The sequence below is a fragment of the Occallatibacter gabretensis genome (assembly GCF_001449115.1).
GTDB lineage: Bacteria > Acidobacteriota > Terriglobia > Terriglobales > Acidobacteriaceae > Telmatobacter > Telmatobacter gabretensis.
On the sequence record NZ_LAIJ01000009.1, the window covers coordinates 2,324,519 to 2,343,575 of the forward strand.

The 19,057-nt window shown below is 59.6% G+C and carries 17 protein-coding genes; 5 read left to right on the forward strand and 12 right to left on the reverse strand.

All coding sequences use genetic code 11. The features are described 5' to 3' along the window. Positions 1–46: 46 nt before the first annotated feature. Together VO84_RS16005 and VO84_RS16010 are read right to left on the reverse strand one after the other, a co-directional pair. Entirely contained in the window at positions 47–1,666 is a 1,620-nt protein-coding gene (locus tag VO84_RS16005; protein WP_058188559.1) for an ArnT family glycosyltransferase, read from the reverse strand. A gap of 110 nt (positions 1,667–1,776) precedes the next feature. Continuing rightward, positions 1,777–2,880 carry an ABC transporter permease gene (locus VO84_RS16010; protein ID WP_058188560.1) on the reverse strand — a complete coding sequence of 368 codons (1,104 nt, stop codon included), beginning with the start codon at positions 2,878–2,880 and terminating at the stop codon, positions 1,777–1,779. A 283-nt stretch (positions 2,881–3,163) separates the two neighbouring features. On the opposite strand from VO84_RS16010, the gene VO84_RS16015 reads away from it, so the two are divergent. The 3 genes from VO84_RS16015 (at position 3,164) to VO84_RS16025 (ending at position 5,923) form a co-directional block, all read left to right on the forward strand. Further along, a complete protein-coding gene (locus VO84_RS16015; RefSeq protein WP_058188561.1) occupies positions 3,164–3,685 on the forward strand; it encodes a helix-turn-helix domain-containing protein in 522 nt (173 codons plus the stop codon). A 195-nt stretch (positions 3,686–3,880) separates the two neighbouring features. Continuing rightward, positions 3,881–5,047 (forward strand): methionine adenosyltransferase, encoded by a 1,167-nt coding sequence (gene metK / locus VO84_RS16020; protein WP_058188562.1) that lies wholly within the window; start codon positions 3,881–3,883, stop codon positions 5,045–5,047. Positions 5,048–5,170: 123 nt separating this feature from the next. Next, positions 5,171–5,923: a carbonic anhydrase gene (locus VO84_RS16025; RefSeq protein WP_058188563.1), complete on the forward strand. Its 753-nt coding sequence runs from the start codon at positions 5,171–5,173 to the stop codon at positions 5,921–5,923. A gap of 128 nt (positions 5,924–6,051) precedes the next feature. Here VO84_RS16025 and VO84_RS22595 read toward each other — a convergent pair whose 3' ends face one another. From VO84_RS22595 to rnc, 7 genes are all read right to left on the reverse strand, one after another. Further along, positions 6,052–6,210 carry a hypothetical protein gene (locus VO84_RS22595; protein ID WP_157439922.1) on the reverse strand — a complete coding sequence of 53 codons (159 nt, stop codon included), beginning with the start codon at positions 6,208–6,210 and terminating at the stop codon, positions 6,052–6,054. A 41-nt stretch (positions 6,211–6,251) separates the two neighbouring features. Continuing rightward, a complete protein-coding gene (locus VO84_RS16030; RefSeq protein WP_058188564.1) occupies positions 6,252–6,644 on the reverse strand; it encodes a hypothetical protein in 393 nt (130 codons plus the stop codon). 496 nt (positions 6,645–7,140) lie between these two features. Next, complete coding sequence (locus VO84_RS16035) at positions 7,141–7,842, reverse strand: HAD family hydrolase (RefSeq protein ID WP_058188565.1); 702 nt, start codon at positions 7,840–7,842, stop codon at positions 7,141–7,143. A 299-nt stretch (positions 7,843–8,141) separates the two neighbouring features. Continuing rightward, a complete protein-coding gene (locus VO84_RS16040; protein WP_058188566.1) occupies positions 8,142–10,736 on the reverse strand; it encodes an AsmA family protein in 2,595 nt (864 codons plus the stop codon). A gap of 89 nt (positions 10,737–10,825) precedes the next feature. Further along, the gene (gene lepB, locus VO84_RS16045; RefSeq protein WP_058188567.1) at positions 10,826–11,644 is read right to left on the reverse strand and encodes a signal peptidase I; all 819 of its coding nucleotides are present in this window, start codon (positions 11,642–11,644) and stop codon (positions 10,826–10,828) included. 52 nt (positions 11,645–11,696) lie between these two features. After that, positions 11,697–12,476 carry a signal peptidase I gene (gene lepB / locus VO84_RS16050; RefSeq protein WP_058188568.1) on the reverse strand — a complete coding sequence of 260 codons (780 nt, stop codon included), beginning with the start codon at positions 12,474–12,476 and terminating at the stop codon, positions 11,697–11,699. Continuing rightward, a complete protein-coding gene (gene rnc / locus VO84_RS16055; protein WP_058188569.1) occupies positions 12,473–13,321 on the reverse strand; it encodes a ribonuclease III in 849 nt (282 codons plus the stop codon). The genes lepB (VO84_RS16050) and rnc overlap by 4 nt, the downstream gene beginning before the upstream one ends. Before the next feature lie 142 nt (positions 13,322–13,463). Here rnc and VO84_RS16060 point away from each other — a divergent pair, with 142 nt between their 5' ends. Both VO84_RS16060 and VO84_RS16065 read left to right on the forward strand, forming a co-directional pair. Further along, positions 13,464–13,814 (forward strand): PadR family transcriptional regulator, encoded by a 351-nt coding sequence (locus VO84_RS16060; protein WP_058188570.1) that lies wholly within the window; start codon positions 13,464–13,466, stop codon positions 13,812–13,814. Then, the gene (locus tag VO84_RS16065; RefSeq protein WP_058188571.1) at positions 13,811–16,480 is read left to right on the forward strand and encodes an ABC transporter permease; all 2,670 of its coding nucleotides are present in this window, start codon (positions 13,811–13,813) and stop codon (positions 16,478–16,480) included. The genes VO84_RS16060 and VO84_RS16065 overlap by 4 nt, the downstream gene beginning before the upstream one ends. Before the next feature lie 60 nt (positions 16,481–16,540). Here the strand turns inward: VO84_RS16065 and VO84_RS16070 are convergent, their stop codons facing one another. The 3 genes from VO84_RS16070 to VO84_RS16080 all read right to left on the reverse strand — a co-directional run bounded on the left by VO84_RS16070 (position 16,541) and on the right by VO84_RS16080 (position 19,042). Beyond that, the gene (locus VO84_RS16070; RefSeq protein WP_058188572.1) at positions 16,541–18,319 is read right to left on the reverse strand and encodes a hypothetical protein; all 1,779 of its coding nucleotides are present in this window, start codon (positions 18,317–18,319) and stop codon (positions 16,541–16,543) included. Between the two features lie 100 nt (positions 18,320–18,419). Continuing rightward, on the reverse strand, positions 18,420–18,821 hold the full coding sequence (locus VO84_RS16075) for a type II toxin-antitoxin system death-on-curing family toxin (RefSeq protein ID WP_058188573.1): 402 nt from the start codon (positions 18,819–18,821) through the stop codon (positions 18,420–18,422). After that, entirely contained in the window at positions 18,818–19,042 is a 225-nt protein-coding gene (locus tag VO84_RS16080) for an AbrB/MazE/SpoVT family DNA-binding domain-containing protein (protein ID WP_058188574.1), read from the reverse strand. The genes VO84_RS16075 and VO84_RS16080 overlap by 4 nt, the downstream gene beginning before the upstream one ends. Positions 19,043–19,057: the final 15 nt, after the last annotated feature.

Genomic DNA, 19,057 nt, shown 5'->3' on the forward strand with positions numbered 1-19,057 from the left:
AGAATAGCAGCGATTGAAGTTGTGGACGATGTGGGAATTGGTACGCTTATTCGTCTTCAGCATCGACAGAGACTGTGAACTTGTCGTCCGGCAGCTTGACCCGCAGGCTGAGTCCGATGTTTTCGCGTATCTTGCCGCCGGGCAGCGGATGGAGCTTGAAGAGCACGAGGACGTTGCGGTCCGGGTCGTCGAAGGCGGGGAAGCTGGCCACCTGTTCGAGCGAGTAATGCGTGTGCAGGTCTTCCAGCGTACCGGGGTCGAGGGAGTTCCAGCCGGCCCACCAGCCTGGTTGATATTTGCCGAGCCTGTCGGAGAAGTCCATGGTGCCGAAGTCGTCGCACATTGTGGGCAGATGCGTGATCATGGTCATCTCATCGCCGCTGATCGAGACTACGAGTCGCTTGCCGTTGGGGTGCTCATTGACGTACTGGGTGAGATTCTGCGCGGCGGTCACCCAAGTGTATTCCGGATGCGTCGCGTAGGTGAGCGTGGTTGCTGCATTCGACCCGGCTGCCAGCGCCGCAACCGCAATTGCGCTGCTGCCCAGCCACAGCACCCAACGATGTGAGCTGCTCTTGCTCGCATTTACTAGAGCCTCTGCGCCTTGGACCAGCACGAAGATGGAGAACACGCCGACCACGGTGAAATACCTAGGTTGCGGGTGGTTCTGATAGGTCATGAAGAGGATGTAGCCCGCCGCTGCGAGCACAGAAGCGCCAAAGACGGGCTCGGCCAGCAGTTTCCGTCCCCAATTGGTGCGCCATGCGGCCAGAGCTATCAAAAAGACCACGCCGGCGAGGGGAATCAGGATGTGATCGACCCACAGACCGCCGTGGAATGACCACCACAGGCTTACCAGTGGCCAGTAAAACTCCTTTGGCTTGATGTACTTGTTGATGAAGAAGAGATAGCGGTAATCGGTGAGGAGGCCGCTTGCGATCACAATCGCCATCCACAGGCCGAAGGAGACTGCGGCGGCCAGTCCCGTCGCAATTGTGCAGCGGATGGCGGCCTGCGAAGGCTTCCACCACTTTGCGCCTCTGCCGAATGAAGCCAGAATAGCCCATCCCAACGCAGGCAGCAGAAATGCTGCCGAGGTCTTGGAGAGCAGCATGAGCGTGTACAGCAGCCCGATCCCAATCGAGGCGATAATCGGGCGTTTCAGCCGCGGCAGCCGCACTGCCAGGTTCAATGCTGCCAGGAAGAATGCCACCAGCATGGGTTCGAGAATCGCCAGCCGGCTGAAGGCGTAGAGAAACGGGCTTGTCGCGATCAGCGTCAGTGCCAGAAGCGCCATCCACCGCGCGCCGCGCACGCGCAGCAGCGTATAACTCAGCAGCAGATTGATTACAAAGAAGCTGACGGCCAGTGCGCGCGCCGCCTCAATGTTGACGCCGGTAAAGAAGAACAGCAACCACTCGAGAAACGGCCATACAGGCACCGCAGGCGCGGGATTAAAGTCGCCCGTCATGTACCAGTTGCCGAAGAGATGCGCGCGGACTGCGGCGTTGCCGTACCAGCCCTCGTCGGTGTATTTGGCCCAGTCCATGAACCACGGGGTGTGGTTGGGAAAGTCCGCGCTCAGGTGCGCGAAGTGCACCAGCGCGAATGCCGCAATGAATAGGATCCACGCCGCCTCTGCCAGGCGCTTGAGGGAAACACTCAATCTAGCTACTCCCAAGGGTCTTAAAAGGATGGGGTCAGTATATAGGGGCGAATCAGGCGTCTTTCGAGAAGCTGCCGTTGATTTCTGTTCCCGGCCCGCTGATTCTTGCCTTACTCATAGGCCAGCGCGTCGATGGGGTCTTTGCGTGCGGCCATCCATGCGGGATAGAGAGCGCCCCACAGAGCGCCTATAAAGGCGATCAACATTCCGCGTCCGATCCATCCTGTTGTGATCTCAAAGTTCAGCGTGGGGAATACGTGCGCCAGCAGAAGCTTGACGCCGAAGGCCCCCACGATACCGAGAATGACGCCGGCAATGGCGACAAGCGCGGTCTCGCGCAGTACGAGTGAGACAATGTCCAGTTTTGATGCGCCCATCGATTTGAGAATGCCGATCTCGCGCGTGCGCTCGAGAACTGCCGTGTACATGGACTGGAAGATTACGAGGAAGCCGACGATGACGGCGATACCGGTGACGGTGGTGAGGGCGATGTTGAAGCCGGGAAGCTTATCGGGCGTCATTGTGGCCAGCCACTCGTCAATGCTCTGAATTGGATAATCTTCGAGACCCTTGGTGGAATGAATCTCGTTTCTCACGGCTTCAAGGTTAGCTTTGTCATCCACCTTGATATAGAAGACCGACGCCCGGCCCACGGAGCCCGTCATCTCACCCATTGTCTCAATCGGAATCAACTTACGGCTACCCTTGCCGTGCTCGACAATTCCGGAGATGCGGAAGGGATGATCCATAATCTTGATCGTGTCGCCTACGTGCAGCGCCGGTGTTGAATTGGCCTGGATATCGTCCACGATCGCATCGTATGTCTCCTGGAACGGCCCCCCGGAGATAAAGGTGAAGGGCTTGAGGGCATCAAAGCTCGCGTAATCGATGCCATAGATGAGCTCAATCTTGCCGGCTGTGTTGAGCTTTTGAATGACGGGCGAGGCGGCGGTCACATGAGGCAGCTTTCGCAGCACATCGGCAATTTTGGAAGACATGGGCGCGCCGCCTACGCCGTTCATATAGCTTGAATTGGAAGGCCAGAGCATCAAGTCTGCGCCCGTGCCGTTGGTGCGCGTCTTCTGGTCATTCAGCATGCCCATGAAGACGCCTGCAATGGAAAGAATCATCACGACTTCAATGGCGACGGCGAACACGCTGATGATGGAGCGTAGCGGGCGATGGAGCAGATTGGCGAAGACAAGCTTGTTCATTGCTGAATACAGGTTACAGGCTGCGGGTGGTGGTGACCAGAAGATAGAGTGCCGCGAATGATCGGAAAGCAGGCAGCTGCAAGTTGTATCTGTATCTCTCATGCGCTTGTCGAACCAAACGGGTTCCTTCTCGGTTCCAATCTGGTAAAGAACGAGAAAAATCGCCCGATGTATCCATATAAGGAACTAGACCGCCTTGAATCGATGGAGGATAATCCATTTGAGGCGTAAACCTCGATTGAGCGGGCAGGCTCCATGAGACTGCGCCGCACGAGGGCAGCGAATGGGGAGCTTCGGTGACGACCTGCGCAAGGAGCGAGTGACTCGCGGCGTTGCGCTGGAGGACATCACGGCGGTAACCAAGATCAGCCGGCACCATCTTCTGGCGCTGGAGCAGGAGAGTTTTCGCCAGCTTCCGGGCGGAATCCTGAACAAGGGCATTGTGCGCGGTTATGCCGGTGCGATCGGGTTGGATCAGGAGGATTGGACGCAGCGTTTTCTGCTTGCTTATTCCGCCTCCGGCCAGATTATCGACGACGACCGCAACTGGACAGAGTTTGCCTCTAACGTGGGACGGGCCAGGCTGCTAAGGCGTGACCAGCAGGAGATTCGTGTGCGCTGGCTTGGCGCACTGCTCCTTTTGGCAGCCGTTTCTGCAGGAGCTTTTCTTGTCGTACGCTATTACGGCATCCGTGCCGGCTGGTGGCCTCATGTTCTTCCGTTTACTCACGTGCCGGCGCAGACCAGCCCCTCGGAATCGCGCGAGTCTCGCTTTGTCGCGTCCTCCGGTAGTTTTTCCGCTTAACCTCTGCTTTACTCCTTTCAACTACCCGAATTAGCTTTCCAATGACATGCTTTGCTCCTGAGGCGGGCCTCCAATTACCATAGTCAGCAGAGCGGTATCGGCAAAGCTAAAGCTCTCCGTCCGGCGCGGGCTACCTGTCCGTCCTTCCGAAGTGCTGGCCACTCCAAATACATCCCCACAAGGGAGGATCCTAAATTGAGCGACCGTTTCTTGTTCACCTCAGAATCCGTGACCGAAGGTCATCCGGACAAGATTGCAGACCAGGTCTCCGACGCCATTCTCGACGCGTGTCTTGAGCAGGACCCCTATAGCCGCGTGGCCGCGGAAACGCTGACCGCCACGGGCTTTGTCGTCATTGCAGGCGAAATCACCACCAAGGCCTATGTCGATTTCCAGGCGCTGGTGCGCGGCGTGGTGGCCTCGATTGGCTATAACAATGCGCTCTACGGCTTTGACTCGAACACCTGCGCGGTGATCTCGTCGATCAACAAGCAGTCGGGCGATATTGCCCAGGGCGTAGATACAGGCGGAGCCGGCGACCAGGGCATGATGTTTGGCTATGCCTCGAACGAGACTCCTGAGCTGATGCCAATGCCGATCGCGCTTGCGCACAAGCTCGCGAGGCGCCTCACCGAGGTTCGCAAGAGCGGCAAGATGTCGTATCTGCGGCCGGACGGCAAGAGCCAGGTGACGGTGGAATATGACGAGAACCGCAAACCGGTCCGCATTGATGCCGTTGTCGTGAGCAGTCAGCACTCCGAGAATGTTTCAAATGAAGAACTGCACGCGGACATTCTCAAGCATGTGATTCAGGCTGTGCTGCCTGCCGAGCTGTTGGACGAGCATACCAAGTACCACATCAATCCGACGGGCCGCTTTGTCATCGGCGGACCGATGGGCGATTCCGGCCTGACGGGCCGCAAGATCATCGTCGATACTTACGGCGGCGCGGGCCGTCACGGCGGCGGCGCTTTCTCCGGCAAGGACCCGACAAAGGTGGACCGCTCGGCTGCTTACATGGCGCGCTACATTGCGAAGAACATTGTGGCAGCGGGCCTGGCTGACCGCGTGGAAGTGCAGCTTGCTTACGCGATTGGCGTGGTGGACCCGGTTTCGGTTCTCGTTGATACGTTCGGCACGGGCAAGCTCAGCGGACCGCAGCTCACAGAGCTGGTTCGCAAGAACTTCACGCTGACTCCGAAGGGCATTATCGAGAGCCTGAACCTGCGTCGGCCCATCTACCAGAAGACAGCTGCTTACGGACACTTTGGCCGCAACGAGCCCGAGTTCACCTGGGAAGCGACGGACAAGGCCGCGGTTCTCAAGGAACAGGCCGAGGCTGTGCTGGCTGCGGCGAAGTAGGGACTGGAAACCTACACAAAGTTTATGGGGAGCCCGAGTGGCTCCCCATTTTCTTTTGTGGCAGTCCACAACCTTGTCACTACTGTAAAATTTTTCCAGTTACTCATTGTTTCGGAGCAAACTATGCGTCTTCCTGCTGTTGCACTGCTTCTGGCCGGCCTTGCGTGTGCCGCGTCCGCGCAAACGACTACCACCACCAAATGGGATTACCTTGGCAAGTACGGTCCTCTCAACTGGGGCAAGCTGGACCCTGATTGGAAGGTCTGCTCGGAGGGGAAGGAACAGTCGCCTGTCGATATTCGCAATGCAAAGCTGAACAAGGCTCTGCAGCCGATTGAATTTCATTACATGGCGGGACCCGTGGAGATGGTGAATAACGGCCATACCATCCAGGTGAATGTGGCGCCGGGCAGCTACATCGTGTCCGAGGGCGTTCGCTATGATCTGGTGCAGTTCCACTTTCATCATCCGAGCGATGAGGTCGTGAAGGGCAAGCTCTCTGACATGGTGGTACACCTGGTGCACAAGAGCTCCGATGGGAAGCTGGCCGTGGTTGCGGTGCGGCTAATTGAAAACCGCGACGCGCCGAATGCATTGCTTTCCACGCTGTGGCCGAGTATGCCGAAGACCGTGGGGCAGACGGCGAAGGTCAGTGATATCGTGAACCCCGGCGGGTTTCTTCCTGCGGATCGCGGCTACTGGACCTATACCGGCTCGCTGACTGCGCCGCCGTGCACGGAGGGCGTGAAGTGGCTGATCTTTCAGCAGCAGATGCCGGTGAGCCGAGACCAGATTCGAGCCTTTTCGGCGATCTATCCGGTGAATTCGCGGCCGCTGCAGGATCTTCACGGACGGAAGATTGAGGCCAGCGAGTAGGGCTGGGTGGTCAGTCGCAGATTCACAACTGCTTGAATTACCCTGTGTTGGGCCTTATTGCAAGTTGCTTATTTTCAGGGATATACTGGTTGGGATCCTTTCACGGATTCACAGCTTGACCGGGCTGGTCACAGTTTTGAGCTTTCAAGCCAGGAAACCGCAATAAAAAGACCGCCAATCCCATCCGGGTTGGCGGTCTTTTTGCAGCTATTCTTGCTGAACCTTTCGCGGGATCCAGGCTTAGGGATCGCCGTCGTGACGATAATCCGCAGCTTTTCGAAAGCCATTTGGCGCGAATCCTAGTGTCTCTTCGACAAGCGGCGAGTCATCATTTGGCGACCTTTACATTGAAGGTCACCGTGTTGGTCCCGCCGGAGTTCTTGATGACAAACTTGTACTGGCCGTCCTTCTCGGGCGTGAACTTAACCGAACACTTCGGTCCGGACGAGTCGTCCTTAGCGACCTCCGTGCCTGTGGAGTCGTTGACGAAAAGGTGCACGTCGGTATTCTTCAGGCCGTCTGTGGTGGCCTCGAACTCTTTCCCCGCCGTGAAAGACAGGAGGTAAGCGACCTCTCCATTGTCCTTCATCTCGAGCTTCTTGCCATTAAACGCCGACCCCTTGCCCAGGTCCTTCGGCTTGGCGTCCTGCGCGGGACACAGTACGGCAACAGTTAACATAACTGCCACCAATGCTGTGACAAAACGGGTAATCGATTTCATTGGTATTTCCTCCAGAGTCGGATCAGATCCGCACTTCTCATCCCAGTAAACTCTGAAACATGTAAAGAAGGTGTCATGTGTTGCTTAGAGAATTATTGGGGGTCTTCGTCACTTTTGGTGAAGATGGCCGAAAAATTACTGAAAAGGCACAAGCTACAGTGCCCGCCGTCAGAACTGGATGTCTGCGACCTTAGACCTTATAAGACGTCAGACGTCGGTCGGGCTGGCCGCGTCCTTCGCCTTGCCTTTTCAGATGGCCAAGGATAGAAAAGTGGGATTGGCTGTTGTGGTATCCGAGGTCTCAAAAACCGGGATATATCCACTCCACGCGACAAAAATCATCGCGTGGGGGTCCGGACCCTCGGGCACACATCGTTGTCTTGGAACCCACGAAAGCAAAGCAGGTCCTTCGACTCACGACCCCCAAACTGAAAAACGTTTGGGGCCCCTTTCGCTCAGGATGACACATCTGTTGTGGAGCTGGGATGTGTGCTGCTCAAGCCCTGATCTTTAAATTAGCGTTCTCGAGTGCGACGAAGCGCAGCTCGAGGCCTGCGTTGGTCTCGGTGGCTTCGAGGCCGGTGAGGTCGTGGACGAGGTAGTGGGCTGCGGAGAGCTCTGCCGGGGTGTGGGAGAAGGTGGTGCCGATTACTGTGCAGCCTGCGGCTTCGCCTGCTTTGACACCTGAATAAGAGTCTTCGATGACGACACAATCTTCAGGCCGGAAGCCGAGGAGCTTTGCGCCCTCTAGATAAGGCGCTGGATGCGGCTTGCCCTGCGATACGGAGCTGGCGGTGATGAGGCGCTCGGGAACGGGCAGGCCGATCATGGCGAGACGGGTGCGGGCCAGCTTTTCTGTGGCGGAGGTTACGACGGTCCAGCGATGCGGGGGCAGTGCGGCGAGCAGCTGCTGGACGCCGGGAAGGATTTCGATTCCTTCGCCGTCTGCGCATTCGATCTCTTCAAGCAGCTTTAGTTCGACGTCAGCGTCGAGGTCGGGGCGCAGTTCGGCGGCGGATTCGATGGCGCGACGGCCATGGATGACGGTGAGGACGTAGGCCGGGTCGAGGCCGCGCATGTTGGACCACTTGGTCCAGCTCCGCTCTACGGAGCCGAGGGACGAGATAAGGATTCCGTCCATGTCGAAGAGGATTCCCTGGCAGTGGAGGGTGACGGGGGATGAGATGGAAGAGGGCATGGGTTTATTTTAGCGGGCGCGATGGGTGAGTGAGGGACTGAGGAATCAGGGGCTAGAAAGCAAAAGCAGGTCCTTCGACTCACCACCCCCAAACTGAAGAACGTTTGGGGCCCCGTTCGCTCAGGATGACACGATATTTTGGCGGGTTAAAGGGAGTGCTATCCCAGGTCTCAAGAGCGAGACCTGGGGCACCCAGTGTTCTGGTGAATGGACGAAAGGCAAAAGCAAGAACAGCCGCAGGTCCATCGACTGCGCAAAGCGCATAGGATGCGCCTTGCTTGGCTCAGGATGACACTGCCTTACTGTTGTGGGTTGGTGGGGACAGTGATTAGAGTGAGCTTCGGTTTCTGGGCGAAGGTTAAGGAGCCTTCGGCTTGGGTGGGTTTGCTGCCGTTTTGCTGGAGCTTGTTTTCGCCGAGGGTGATGGCTGATTTGTCGATCTTTGCTGTGCCGGTCCAGCGGGTGAATTCTGTGGGAGACAGGGCATCTGTGGCCTGGACCGCCACCTGTTGTGTGATGCGTCCGTTGCGCCAGTCGAAGTTCAGGGTTCCCTGGGCGCTGGAGGCGAGGTCAGCGGGGGTGAAGCCGGAGAGCTTCAGCGTTCCGGAGCCGTTGATTGGGCTGCCGGTCCATGTTTCTCCCAGGACTTTGCTGAGAGACGTGGGATTGATGCCGGTGAAGGAGGCGTCGAGCGTGTAAATGGGCATGACGGGCTGGCTTGCGGGGACTGCGAATGAAGCTGTGCCATGGATCTGGCCGCCTAGCGTTTGTGCCTCAAAGCCAGTGATCTTTACGCCGTGCGATTCCACCTGGAGGCGCGCCGACGCGCCGGTGAAGGTGAAGAGGCCCGCGGTGAGGGAATCTACCTGTACGGTTCCCTGAGCCGCAGGCCATGCGAGCTGCGAGGGGGGGCGGAAGCGATCGATGAACGAAGAGATGATGGTTCCCGGTTCGTGTGCGCCGAGCAGCGCCTGCTGAAGCGTGGTGAGATCGAGTACGGAAAAACGGACGGTGAAATGCGGCGCGCAGGGTTCGCTGGATGCGCAGGGAAGTGGCATGGCAAGCGTGGCGGTTCCGCGAATGCGGCTGGCGGAAGGGCCGTAGGCGAAGCTGACGCCATCCCAGATGGCGAGGCCGTTTTCAAACCGCAGCGTGGCGGAGCCGAGATCTACGGGTGCGGAGAGAAAATCGGGCTTCCATGCGGCATTACGGAGGGCGATGGAGCCGGAGAGAGTCTTGGCGCCTTCATCCGGATTGGGCGTAACTGCCGCGAACGAGGTGGAAGTAAGCCAGGGGCCGGAGACGTGCAGATCGAGTGAGATGGGGGCGTTTGCAGAGCTTGTGATCTGGGTCAACGCGCCATCCTGAGCGACGCCGGTGGCGTGGGCCAGATCTCGCAGAGCAGGCAGCGACGAGGAGCCGCGTATGGCGAGATTGAAGCCCTGCTGGCTTAATTGTGCCGTGATGGCGAGCGGTGCGGGCGCTCCTGTGGGGATGGCGATGGCGGCTGTGAGCGAGGGGGACTGATTTGGTTGGGGCGGCGCTGGCGAAAGGATGAGATTCGTGATCGAGATGGGATTGGCGAGTCCCTGGCCGGTAAGGCGGAGGTCCTGGCCGGTGAAGCTGCCCTGTAGAGATGACGGTGGGAGCGTTTTTCCACCCATGGCGCGATGAAGTTGAGCCTTTGATTGGGCTGGCTGCTGGGTCACTGCGGCGCTTGCGAGCGCGTAGGTCATTTTGCCGCTGAAGGAGCCTTGCGCGGAGAGGCTCTGATTGAAGTTGCCGCGGAAGGTGCGGAGGATGTCGAGCGGAGCCTGTGCGGGAATTTTGTCCAGCTCCAACGTGAGTTGCGGGGTGGCGGGCGAGGCGGGCAAGCTGCCGGTGAGGTGTGCGCGGCCGTCGCCGATGGGTGAGTTGCACTCGATCTTTTCAAGGGAGCGGGCGGAGAAGTGATAGAGAAAGCTGCAGTTGGCGTCGAAGTCGAGTAAAGAGAGAGGTTCAAACTCCACGCGGTGGACGCCGGTGGCGCGGAGGCGGGTGGAGATGGTTAAGGCGTCTGCGGAGCCGTCTGCGTGCAGTTCGCCGGTGAGGTCGCCGCGCCAGTCCTGGTCTGAGCCGAGGATGAGGAGCGAGAGCTGGCCGAGTTGGGCTTTGCGCCAATCCATTTCAACGTGGAGCGGCATGTGGCTGAGATGAGAGGCGGGACTCAGGGTAGCTTCGAGGCGGACGATGCCGGTGTCTGCCTGATCGAGCGGAATGTCGGTGCGCGCGGGCTGACCGCGGAGGCGAATGTGCCAGCCGTCGTCCTCACGCCAGAGCGAGGCGTCTGTGTTGGTGAGCGAGAAGGGAATCTTTTCGGTGCCGAATTTGACATTGATGCGGGAGTTGGTTGCCTCCATATAAGGCAGCGGGCGGCGGGTGGCGGTGTCTGCTGTGTCGGCAGTGGGTTCGGCGGTGCGTAAGAGCGAGTCAGCGTTCCAGCGGCCATCTGCGTTGCGGACGAGGTTGACGCTGGCCTGGTCGACGCTGATGCGATCGAGAGCGAGGTGGCCGCGCCAGAGGGAGAAGAGCCGGACGGAGGCGACGACGGTATCGGCGTGGAGGACCGGCTCTGCGCCAAAGGCGGGGTCTTCCTCAACGTTGAGGTCGGTGATGACGAAGCCGGGGCGGGGAAGCATGCGGAGCTCGACGGCGGAAAGGTGCACGGGCCGGCCGAGAGAGGTGGAGACAAGCTGGGTGATGTGGCTTTTATAGCGGCTGATGCTTATATATGGCGGAACGAAGACGAGAAGCAGGATGAGAATAACAACGCTCAGACCGAGAGTTAAGCGAATGTGCCGCCGAAGCCAGGGTTTGGTGGCTGGCTCGATTTCTGGCTTGGGCTCGGAGGTCATTGTTTGTAATCGTAATTCCTGAGCCGTGCTATCCCACCCTAGCCGGAAAAACAAAGGCCCGGCGAGGGTGGGGCACCCAGAATGTGTGTTTAGCGCATGACTTTGAAGGTGCGGGACCAGCGGGTATCGGTGAAGAAGTGCACGACGACGTGGCCCATCCAGGAGATTTTGGCGGCGATGCCGGGCTGCTCGAGCTGGCCGTCGGGGGTCTGGAAAGACCAGTAGTTGAAGAGGGGACGGCCTACGATGTTTTCGCGCGGGACGAAACCCCAGAAGCGCGAGTCGGCGGAGTCGTGACGGTGATCGCCCATCATGAAGTACTTGCCGGGGGGAACGACGAGATCGCCGTTGACGATATGCGAGTTGATCTCCGTGGCCCACTGCTCGGTTTTGTAATTGCCAGGCTCGGGGACAACAGGGTACGAGGGGAATTCGTCGAGGAAGGGCTTCTCTGAGAAGTCGGCGGGGGTATCCGACCAGGTTTTTGGAAACTCCTGCGGGACTCCGTTGATGTAGACGACGCCTGCGTGGAGATGGATGTGGTCGCCGGGGACGCCGATGAGGCGCTTGACGAGGTAGTTATACTGCGGCGTGTCGGAGCCGGGGACATCGTCGGGCACGGGCTTGTAGAAGACGATGATGTCGCCGTGCTGCGGCTCGCGGTAATGGATGAGCGGGAACCAGTTGTGGCCGGGCGAGAGGGTGACGCGATCGACGAAGAGGTGATCGCCGACGAGGAGCGTGTTCTCCATGGAGCCGGAGGGGATGACGAAGTTCTGGCCGATGAAGCTGAAGATGAAGAGACCGACTACGAAGACCGCCGCGTAGCTGGCGATGGCCTCGAAGAAGGTTTCTCCGGTTTTCTGCCCGGCTGCGGGGATGGTGTCTGCGGCGTTTATTTTCGTCATTCGTGGCTCTAGGACGAGAGTGGCAAGGGCTTAACGGACTGGTCCCGGCGTTCTATCGAACGACGCGGAAGATGCGTTCCCAGCGGGCGAATCCGGTTAGCTTTGCCGTAAGTTCTCTATCGTGTCCGAGTTTATCATCCGACGGCTGCTCGACATCTGTGGATGAGGGACGGCGAACGGAGAAGTAAATGAGCATGGGGCGAGCGATGATCGCGTCGCGCGGGACGAGGCCCCAGAAGCGCGAATCTTCGCTGTGATTGCGGTTGTCGCCGAGGACGAAGTACTGGCCGGGAGGGACGACGAGCTCACCGTTCTGGACGAGGGTGGGGAGCTTGTGCCACCAGTCGGGGCTGACGTTTGGGTCAGAGTAGACGGTTCCGGGAAAGACGTCGCGGGCAGGATTGTAGGAGGTGGGCTCGAAGGCGGCCCAGGGCTCGAAGATGCGAAGGCCGTTGACGGAGAGATGGCCGTCGTCGACGCGGATGTGATCTCCGGGGATGCCGGCGACGCGCTTAATGAGCAGCGGCGGGCGGGGATGGTGGAAGACGACGATATCGCCGCGCTGGACTTCGCGGTAGGGAAGGAGGGTGCGGGAGAGCGCGTCGGATGGGGCGAGAATCTGCTTGTTGACGAGCAGAAAATCGCCGATGAGGAGGGTTCGCTCCATGCTTTCCGAGGGGATGAGGTAGGGCTGGAGCAGGAAGGTGAGGAGAAATAGTCCGACGACAAGAGTGCGGAGTAGCAGAGCGAACGCGTCAGACGGCGTGGGCAGAAGGAGGCGATGCGCGTGGGGCAGTGGAGGCTGAGTCCGGATGGAAGCGGGCGCGCTCATTCGGCGGCTGCCTCCTCTGGCGTGTCGAGTGGCGGGGTGTCGAGCGCTGCGCTGATTTTTGTGCCGGTGAGATGAGCTAGGGCGCGGCGGGCGGCATCCTGCTCGGCGTTCTTCTTGGTACTGCCGAGGCCCCGGGCGAGGGGTTTTCCGGGTCCAACGGGGTCAGGATTGGCATTGCCGTTTTCGGATGCGGAAGGCTTTAAGCGGACTTCGACGAGGAAGCGCTTCCTGTGGTCGGGGCCGGACTCGCTTTTGACGCGGTAGACGGGTGTGCCGGAGCGGGTGGACTGAAGATGCTCCTGCAGGGCGGATTTGTAGTTGCCGAGCGCTGCACCGGAACGCATTTCGCGGGCGAGCTGATCGGCGGCTTCTCCGAGGACGTGCCTGTGGACGAAGGCGCGGACGGGGTCGAGATCGCCGTTCGGGCCGCCGTCAAGAAAGAGCGCGCCGAGAACGGCTTCCATGGCGTTCGAGAGGACTGTGGTTTTGCGGCGAAGGCCGCTGCGGTCCTCGCCTTTGCTCAGGCGGAGGTGACGCCCGAGGTCGATTGCACCGGCGACGAGAGCCATGTTCTGGCGGCTGACGAGCTGGGCCCGCATGCGGGTGAGCTCGCCTTCGGTCCAGTCAGGATGCAGAAGGAAAAGGGCTTCTGCGACGACGAGGCCGAGGACGGCGTCTCCGAGGAATTCGAGGCGCTCGTTGTCGCCGGACGGGGCTTCCGCGCTGCCGTTGGAGCTGGTTTTGCCGTGGGCGAGGGATCGGTGCGTGAGTGCGCGCACCAAGAGCTCAGGCTGGGCAAATGTGTGTCCCAGCGCGGCTTCCAGTTCGCTCACAAGTGCTTCCATCGCTGATCCCCCAGCGAAAGCCAGTTTACATTCTTTGACGTTGAGGGGAGCGGGTTTGGTTTATGGGAAGCGTACTACTTCTTCATTGTCTGAGGCCTTGACCTTCTACATATCGCCATGTATATATGTAGAAGTGACAGGTATGAAGAAGCCAGCTCAGCTCGATCTCCCGCAAGGCACTCTCGACCTCCTGATTCTGCGCGTCGTCGCACTGGGCCCTATTCACGGATACGCAATCGCGCAGAGAATTCAGCAGATGTCGCAAGAGGCGCTCCAGGTTCAGCAAGGGTCGCTTTACCCCGCCTTGCATCGTCTCGAATACAAGAAGTTTCTTGCAGCGGACTGGAAGCCGTCGGATACCGGGCGCGAAGCAAAGTTCTATCGCCTGACGCACAAAGGGAAGCTCCAGCTTGAAAACGAGACTGCCAGCTGGACTCGGCTTACTGAAGTCGTCGGGCTGATTCTTCAAGGTCCGCAGGGAGAAACATCATGAACTGGTTTCAGCGGCTTTTCACAGGCAAGCGAATGGAAGAGAAACTCGACTCCGAGCTTCGGTTTCACCTTGAGCAGCAGGTTGCCGAAAAGGTGCACGCCGGCATGACCGAGGATGAAGCTCGCCGCACCACTCGCCTGGAGTTCGGCGGATTGGAGCAGATCAAGGAAGATTGCCGTGAAAGCCGTGGCACGTTGGGGGTTGCTTCCGTCCTGCAGGATCTCCGCTTTGCCTTGCGCCAGTTGAGCAACTCGCCCGGCTTCGCCATCACCGCCATAGTTACGCTTTCATTGGGTATCGGCGCATCTTCAGCCATCTTCAACGTGATTGATGCGGTGCTGTTGCAGCCACTGCCTTACGCCGATCAGGACCGCCTTGTCTCTCCGGTGATGATCGGGCGCACCGGAGATACATTGCCCTCGTCCTATCTCAGCTACCTCGACGAGCGCGCGCAACAGCGCAGCTTCGATGCGCTGGCCGGCTATTCCATGTTCGGCAGAGTCAACCTTGAAGGGCCCAGTGGCCCGGTAGCGCTTAGCGCCGTCAAGAGCACCGACAATCTTTTCGATGTGTTTGGAGTCAAGCCGCTCCTCGGACGCACCTATTTGCCGGGGGAAGACCAGCCCGGCAAAGATAACGTTGTCGTGCTCAGCAATGAGGTTTGGAAAAGCAGTTTTGCCGGACAAACCGATGTCGTCGGCAAGGATGTGCAACTTGATGGAACGCCGTACACCGTAATCGGAGTCATGCCCGCAGGGTTCCGCTTTCCGCTTGAAGCGCACGAGGCTGTCTACACGCCACTGCACTTGAATCCGTCCTGGGCCAAGGCACGCGGCATGCACTGGATGCAGACCGTAGGCCGCCTGAAGCCGGGCGTAACCAATGAACAGGCGCGCACCGATCTGAACCGCGTGATGACCAATCTCGCGCGTGCGTATCCTGAACAGGAGACGGGCCACACCGTTGCGCGGCTGTTGCCGTTGGACGTGGCGGTGAACAGTCTTGACCGGTTTGGAAAGCGAACGCTTGCCGGCCCGCTGGGCACGTTGGCCCTGGCTGTGCTCGCGCTGCTGGCCATTGCTTGCGTCAACGTTGCCGGACTGTTGATGGCGCGCGGAGTCAAGCGCGAGCGGGAGATGGCGCTGCGCTCTGCAGTGGGCGCCAGCCGCGGGCGTCTCATGCGGCAACTGGTCAACGAGAGTCTCGTGCTCTGTTTCGCGGGATTGCTGGGCGGCATATTGGTCGGCTGGACGGTCCTCAAAGCGATGAATGTCTTTCTGGTGAACGCCATGTCGCGTGGCGGCGACATTCACCTCAACTTCGCTGTGGTTGCTGTTGCGGCAGCACTTTCGCTGCTTGCCAGTATGCTGGCCTCGCTCTTCCCGGCCATTCGACTCTCTGGCGCCGATCCGAATCGCGCGCTGCGCGCCGGCAGCGCAGGCGCAGGCACGGGGCGCAGCCAGCACCGGCTTCGGTCCGCGTTCGTCATCACGCAGGTAGCGCTCTCGCTCGTTTTGCTGGTCATTTCCGGGCTCCTGCTCAAGAACCTGCAAGGCCTGCTCCACACCAATCTCGGTATCGACGCGGGCAAAATTCTAACCACCCGCCTCGACCTTTCCAAAGGCCATTACACTGGACGCGATCCCATCGCCAGCTTCTACAACCCGCTTCTGGAAAAGATTGTTCACTTGCCAGGAGTGCAGGGCGCGGGCGTCATCGATATGCTGCCCGTTCGGAGTTGGGGCGATGGTTATGGCATCCACATCACCGGGCAGCCGCCCTACCCACCGAATGTGGATATGGGCGCGGAAACGCGATATGTCTCCGCAGGATATTTCGATGCGATGGGCATTCAGCTCACGCGTGGGCGCCTGCTGTCGCCCTCGCTCGACAAGTCCGAAAATGCGGCTGGAACGATGGTCGTCAATCAGGCCTTTCAGCAGAAGTTCTTTCCCGCGGGCGCCGATCCGGTTGGCGCGCATATCGACGATGACCCCAAGCCGGAGTTGAAGAGCGGCATTGTGGGCGTCGTCAGCAACGTCCGGCAGGCCCTGCGCGAGCCGCAAATGGCGGAGATGGATTGGCTCATGGACGAGATCACGCCTAAGGACCGGATGCAATCCCTGAACAGCATGGCATTGATCGTCCGTTCCAATGGCGACCTCAATGCGCTGGTGCCTGCGCTCCGCAATGCAGTTCATGAGATCGATCCGACCGTTCCGTTCAAGACGCCGGAAACCATGAACGATGTGGTCAGCGACAGCCTCACGCTTGACCGGCTTGAAGGATGGCTCTTCGGTATCTTCGCGGCCCTTGCCCTGCTGCTGGCCGTCGTCGGGCTCTACGGGCTGGTCAATCATGAAGTCGAACTCCGTATCCGCGAGATAGGCATACGCATGGCTCTTGGCTCAACCCGCACGCAGGTTACAAAGCTGCTTCTGGGCAAGGTGGCGCTGCTTATGCTTTCGGGCCTTGCCATTGGATGGGCGCTCACGCTTGCCCTCAGAAAGGTGTTATCGGCGGTCGTCGAAATGCATGCCAGCCACGACTTTCTGCTGCTGGCAGGCGTAACGGCCGGCTTGGCCCTTGTTGGCATCCTGGCCAGCCTCATCCCCGCGCGCCGCGCCGCCTCCGTCGAGCCCGTTCAAGCCCTGCGAACCGAATAAGGCAGGGTCGACACGGAGGTTGGTGGATAGCAAGCGGGAAGGCTTTTTCCCTGCGCCAGGTTACTGCGGTTTGGTGGCTGGCGGTTTGGACGTGGGCGCGGCCTTTGGGTCTGCTTTGGGGTCTGGGTCGTCGGTGTCGTCGTCCTCGCAGGAGTGACCTTTGATGGGAGCGTAGGCGGTTTTGACTCCGCGCTCGGCGGCTACGCGGGTGTCCTGTTCGCCGTCGCGGGTTTCGAGGGCTTCCTTGTACTCGGCTACGGCTTCGTCGCGTTTGCAGGAGAGATCGAGCATGCGGGCCAGGTAGATGTGCGACCAGGCGAGCAGGCGAGGATCTTTGCTGCCATCAATCGTTGTCTTGAAACGGCCTGCGGCTTCTTCCGGATTTTTGTTGATGAGGGCGACACGTGCGAGGACGAAGTTAGCGCGGGCGGAGTCGGCTGCGGCCTGGAGGCTGTCCGCATTCCGATCGGAGAGGAATGGGCGCGCCAGAGATGCGGCTCCGGCGGGATCACCGGCCTGCAGTTTGGCTTCGGCCAGGTCCAGGCCTTCGAGCTTGCGTGGCTTGGGGCGGCTGAGGACGTCGGCGTCCGCTTCGGTATCGAACTGGATGCGCTTGGCGCGGCTCACCTGCTGGTCGACATCCATGGAGTAGACCATTTCACCCATGGTGTCACGCAGGCCGGCTGGGTCTTTCTCAAACTGGATGAGCGAGTCGTAAAAATACTGCGTGAGCACGAAACCCTGGGTCATGTCATGACGGACGGCGGTGAGGCGGACGGACTCCTGCTTGACCTCTACCTGGTGGCGTTCGCCTTCGTACTTTGGCAACTCGGAGCGGTCGACGCCTGCGGGAATTTTGTAATCGGCGACGCCGGTATCCATGGTGCGGGCTTCGATGGCCTTGATGAGGCACTCGATGGTCAGTGCGACGGTGTCAGAGCGATAGCGGAACTCGAGCGGCGCGTCACGGATGACTTTAAGAATGGGCTGGGAGCGCTCCATCGCGTTGGTGCGCGAGTAGAGCAGCGGGTCAATCATGTAATGCAGGTAGGTGTGGCGGACATCGTTCATGCGAATCTTGCCGTTGACGGCCGAGGTGACCACAACATAATCGGGACCGTAAATGCGCGCGTTGACGGTGCGCGGCGAGAGCATGGGCTCCATGACGACGACGAAGCGGCGGCCATCGTAGGTGGATGCCGGCATCTTGAGATAGAGGTTGGTGCCGACGATCATCTGTGAGAGTGGATCGTGGATGGTGTTGATTTCGTCATCGTAGGAGCGGTGCAGAGTGAGCCAGATTCCATGCAGATCGACGGCGGCTGAGAAATCCCTGAGGAGCGGCACGAATTCCGCGACCTGCGTGGCATCGGGCGGCATCTCAGTGAGCTCGACGGTGGTTTCAAGCTCGGGGGGCGGGCTGAGATAGAGTGCCAGCGAGATGTACTGCGAGATGTCGCGCTCTGAACCGGTCATGCGGTGCTGGGCGATGTAGAGGCAGGCGGCGTCGCGCTTCTTGCGGGCGTCTTCGCTGATGGCGAGCGCGCCGTTGATCTCGTCGCGGACCTTCTTGCGGACGGGAGAGCTTTCTTCGAGACCTTCATCGTAGCCGCAGGCGTTGAGCGCGGAGGCCATGACGAAGACCGGCTCAGAGCTGATGAGCGAGACGGTGGGGCCTGCAGGATCGACGAGCGAGGGAGCCTTTTCACGCTGGAGCGGGGGCCCGGAAGACGAGCTTTGCTGAGAGCTGGATGATTGCGCGTGCGAGAAAACGGGAACGGCAATGAGCGAGAGAGCGAAGGCGAGCGCAGCGGAGAGCGAAGACGGACTAGAAAGCATGAATGATCCCTGCCTGAAGTGTATATTTAGACGCTCCAAGGGGGTCAAGCGGGAGGATTCTGGCGTAGGACTGCATCGACTTGTGGGGGGATTCATCCGGTCAGTTGTCTTCCAGGGGCTGAATCCACCTTCGGAACCAGGCTGCCAGTTCGGCTTCGGCCATGCTTCCATCTGCCACGCACAGCATGGTTGTTACACCTTCCGCATCGCCTGCAGTCAGCTCATAGCCATTCTTGAGCAGGAAGGTTTCCGCGACCACCCATGCTGTGCGCTTGTTGCCATCGAAGAAAGGGTGATTGCGCGCTATTCCGACGGCGTAAGACGCGGCAAGATCCGCTATGTCCGGCTCGCCGTAGATTGCAAGGTTTTGGGGGCGTGCCAGCGCAGACAGTAGCAGCGATGTCTCACGGACCCCTGCCAGGCCGCCGTGCTCGGCAATTTGCTCATCGTGCATAGCAAAGACCGAATTTTCCGCAATCCAGCGCCAGGTCGGAGCGGTCATTTTGCCAGTTCCCGCAAGAGATTGCGCCGCTTGCGCATTACTTTGCGGGCCAGCGCCATGTCTTCTTCAAATTCCGCGTCGTAGGGGGTAATGCGATAGCCGTCCGGCGCTTCGGTCAGAAAGATAGTGTCGCCCTTGGCTACCTTAAGCCTGGACAGCACTTCCTTCGGGAAGACGACTCCGGTGGAACTGCCAATTGTGGTCAATTTCAGCTTCTGCATAGCTCCCTCTCAATG